This is a genomic window from Kribbella sp., from assembly GCF_035687465.1.
Taxonomy (GTDB): domain Bacteria; phylum Actinomycetota; class Actinomycetes; order Propionibacteriales; family Kribbellaceae; genus Kribbella.
Genome location: NZ_DASRXP010000632.1, coordinates 1 through 3906, shown reverse-complemented (window position 1 = coordinate 3906; position 3906 = coordinate 1). Strand labels below are relative to the sequence as shown.

The following is a 3906-nucleotide window of genomic DNA, read 5'->3' as shown; positions in this document are numbered from 1 at the left end:
GGGTCGCACTAACCTGGGGGTATGGCAGATTCGATCCATCCTGACCGGCCGCAGTCGCAACAGCGCGGGCCGGTGGTGATGCGGCGCAACCAGGTGCAGCAGGGGACCTCGGAGCAGCGGCTGCTGGACAGCCGCGGGCCGACGGACTGGGTGCATACGGACCCCTGGCGCGTGCTGCGGATCCAGTCGGAGTTCATCGAGGGCTTCGGGATGCTCGCCGAGCTCGGTCCTGCCATCAGCGTGTTCGGGTCCGCTCGGACCAAGCCCGAGGACCCCATGTACGCCGCCGCGGGCGAGTTCGGCCGCAAGCTGGTCGCCGCGGGCTACGCGGTGATCACCGGTGGTGGTCCCGGGGTGATGGAGGCGGCGAACAAGGGTGCCTCCGAGGCGGGCGGGGTGTCGGTCGGCCTCGGGATCGAGCTGCCCTTCGAGAACGGCCTGAACGAGTGGGTCGACATCGGGATGAACTTCCGCTACTTCTTCACCCGCAAGACGATGTTCGTCAAGTACGCGCAGGGGTTCGTGGTGATGCCGGGCGGGTTCGGCACGCTGGACGAGCTGTTCGAGGCGCTGACGCTGGCGCAGACCCGGAAGGTGACGTCGTTCCCGGTGGTGCTGTTCGGGTCGTCGTACTGGGGCGGGCTGGCGGACTGGCTGCGCGAGACGATGCTTGCCGACGGCAAGATCTCTACCGCCGATCTGGACATGTTCACGATCACCGATGACGTCGACGAGGCGATCAGCTACATCATCAAGGCCGGCGAGATGGCCGACCAGGCCGCCCAGGAGGCCGCGGCCGCCGCGGCGCGGGACGTGGCGGAGACGGAGAACCCCGAAGCCCGCGACCGGCGCGAGGCGCACCGGCTGGGCTCGGACGGCAGTTGAGCGCGGCGTCGAGGGTGGTGCCGTGGGTGCTCGGCCGCGCCTTGCGGGCGGTTGAATCCCGGAGTAGTTGTGCGTTGCGGTACTCCGGCGTGGCACGATCGGTCACGTGATGTGGTTCTTCGGGTTGATAGTCGTGCTCCTGATCGGGGCTGTTGCCGTCGTCGCGTCGGGACGCTGGGGTGCCATGGCGCCGGCGTACGACGACCGGCCGGACGTGTCCGTACCGGCGCGGCAGGCGCTCTCCTCGGACGACATCGAGACCGCGAGGTTCGGGGTCGCGGTACGCGGCTACCGGATGGACGAGGTGGACACGCTGCTCGAGCGGGTCGCCCGCGAGGTCGCCGAGCGCGACCGCCGGATCGCCGACCTCGAACGAGCCGTGACGCCGATCATGCACGGCCCGGAGGGCGCGGGTTTCACCTCGCGCTCGGAGTACGACCCGGCCGACTTCGACGACACCGGCTTCCAGCAACCCATCATGGTCGGCGGCAACTTCCCCGAACCAACCCCCGACCCAATCCCAGCTCCCACCACCCCCACGCCCGAGCCGCCGCCCGACGCCACCGCGCAGCAGCCTCCGCTGTACACCACACCACCGCCGGCTCCCGCCGAGTCCACGCAGGACCTCCCGCGTTACGCCGAGCCTCAGCAGGCTGAGGAGCTGCCGGCAGACCGACCGGCGGAGCAGACTCCCAACACCACCCACGTGCAGCCTGAGCAAGCTCCTGACGGGCACGCTGTTGAGTCGGAGCGGTTGGACGTGGTTGAGCCGGAGCCGTGGTTCCAGCAGGCGCCGCCGCCGCCTCCGCCTCCGCTGTCGGAGCCCTCGTCAGCCTCTGCGGAGGCGACCAATGGCGACGCTCCCGCGACTCCGGCCGATGCAGCGACTCCGGCAATTCCCGCAGATCCTGCGGTGAACGGGGAAGAGGTTGAGGGGGACGAATCAGGTGATGCGCCCCGTGGGCGACACAGTGCGGTGCCTGACGTCAACGCCGTACAGCGTCCTGCTCGGTGACTGAGCCCGCCGGGTCGCCGTCCTGTCATGCGGAGGCATCCGTCGACCTTCCGCTCGACCCGGCGACCGCTTGGGACACGGTGATGGACTGGGACGGCCAGTCGAAGTGGATGCTGCTGACTCGCGTCTGGTCGACCGACCAGGACGGCCAGGGGGTGGGCGGGGGAGTCGCGGCGCGCACTTCTGTCGGTCCTGTCGGGTTCACTGACGACATGGTCATCACTCACTGGGATCCGCCGCGCGAATGCACGGTGAAACACCTCGGTACGATCGTCCGCGGTACCGGCACCTTCGTCATCACCCCGACCGCCGCGGCCGGGAGCACGTTCACCTGGTCCGAGGATGTGATTCCGCCGCTCGGGCGGCTCGGGCGGGTTGGTTGGCCGGTCGTGCGGCCCGGGTTCGAGCTGATGATGCGGATCTCGCTCAAGCGGCTGGCGAAGGAGGTCGGACGGTGACGGTGGTGGGCGCGGACGGGCTGCAGCGGTGTTCCTGGGCGACGGCGGCGCCGGAGTACATCGAGTATCACGACACCGAGTGGGGCAAGCCGATCCGTAACGATGTCGGCCTGTTCGAGCGGATGACGCTCGAGGGGTTCCAGTCGGGGCTGTCCTGGATCACGATCCTGCGGAAGCGGGAGAACTTCCGGACCGCGTTCGCCAGGTTCGACCCGGCGGTGATCGCGGCCTACGGGCAGGACGACTTCGACCGGCTGATGGGCGACCCGGGCATCGTCCGGAACCGCGCCAAGATCAACGCGACGATCACCAACGCCCGGGCGCTGCTCGAATTGGACGAGGGCGAGCTGACCGACCTCCTGTGGTCGTTCTCGCTGGAAGACCGACCCGCACCGAAAACCGGCGCCGAAGTCCCCGCGACCACCCCGGAGTCGGTCGCGATGTCGAAGGCCCTGAAGAAGAAGGGCTTCGTCTTCATCGGCCCCACCACCAGCTACGCCCTGATGCAAGCCACCGGCATAGTCAACGACCACCTCGCCACCTGCATCGCCCGCTGACTGACTGTCACTGTTCGGTGCCCTGGGCGTCGAAGGTGGTGGTGAAGACGTCGCCGTTGCCGAGGGCGGTTTGGGTTGCGGTGTTGCCGGCTGTGAGGCCTGAAACGTAGGTCGTGCCGGCGTGGGCGGTGAGGAACAGGTTGGCTTCCGCGAAAGCGTCCGCTCCGTCGTCTTCGGTGGTGCCGAACTGGCGGGTCCAGGCTCTGCTGTGGTCGGGGGAGTACTTGGTGAGTACCGCGTCGAACTTGCCGAGAGGTGTCTCCAATGGCCCGTCCGTGAAGCCCGCGACGAAGAGCGTGCCCGTGTCGTCCACGGCGATACCAGCACCCTTGTCGTTGCCCGGCGTACCGAATTGGTCTCGCCAGGTGAGAACGCCATTCGGGTCGACCTGGCTGACGATGAGGTCCTTGTCCCCGGCCAGTGGTCCGGCGAAGTCGCCTGCGGTGTAGCCGGTCAGGTAGACGCCGCCGGACGGATCCGGTGCCAGCGCCCAGGCCTCGTCCGACGCGGCCGTGCCGAACTGCTTCAGCCAGGAACTGCTGCCCGCGGAGTCGAAGCGGGTGACAAAACCATCGATCCCGCCAGCCGGAGTACCGAGGGTCCCGGCCGTCATGCCGGCCACGTAAACCGACGTCCCGCTCGCAGCGACCGCCATGCCCTTCTCCTCGCCGGCGCTGCCGAACTGCCGGAGCCAGGCCTGCTGTCCCTCCCCATCGAGCTTGGCGAGGAACACATCCTTGTCGCCCTGGTTCGTCCCGCCCAGGTCGCCCTTCGTGTAGCCGCCGACGTAGATCGCCCCCGCCGCATCAACCGCCACCCCGTAGCCCCGATCCGCCACGGAAGCCGCTCCGAACTGGACCAGCCACCGCCGATTCCCACCCGGATCGAACTGCACCGCAAAGGCATCGTCGGTGGTGTTCCCCGCGTGCCCGCCGTCCAGGTTCCCGGTGGTGTAACCAGTCACGACCGGACGACCCTGCCCGTCGACCGC

The 3906-nt window shown here is 68.7% G+C and carries 5 protein-coding genes; 4 read left to right on the top strand and 1 reads right to left on the bottom strand.

The features are described from left to right. Positions 1-21: 21 nt before the first annotated feature. From VFG33_RS33755 to VFG33_RS33740, 4 genes are all read left to right on the top strand, one after another. Entirely contained in the window at positions 22-885 is an 864-nt protein-coding gene (locus VFG33_RS33755; protein WP_325057064.1) for an LOG family protein, read from the top strand. Positions 886-994: 109 nt separating this feature from the next. Next, complete coding sequence (locus VFG33_RS33750; protein ID WP_325057065.1) at positions 995-1900, top strand: DivIVA domain-containing protein; 906 nt, start codon at positions 995-997, stop codon at positions 1898-1900. Beyond that, a complete protein-coding gene (locus tag VFG33_RS33745) occupies positions 1897-2358 on the top strand; it encodes an SRPBCC family protein (RefSeq protein ID WP_325057063.1) in 462 nt (153 codons plus the stop codon). Before VFG33_RS33750 ends, VFG33_RS33745 begins: the two co-directional genes overlap by 4 nt. Then, positions 2355-2915 (top strand): DNA-3-methyladenine glycosylase I, encoded by a 561-nt coding sequence (locus VFG33_RS33740; RefSeq protein WP_325057062.1) that lies wholly within the window; start codon positions 2355-2357, stop codon positions 2913-2915. Before VFG33_RS33745 ends, VFG33_RS33740 begins: the two co-directional genes overlap by 4 nt. A gap of 7 nt (positions 2916-2922) precedes the next feature. Here VFG33_RS33740 and VFG33_RS33735 read toward each other — a convergent pair. After that, positions 2923-3906, bottom strand: a 984-nt coding sequence (locus tag VFG33_RS33735; RefSeq protein ID WP_325057061.1) for an SBBP repeat-containing protein, incomplete at its 5' end; no start/stop codon positions are given.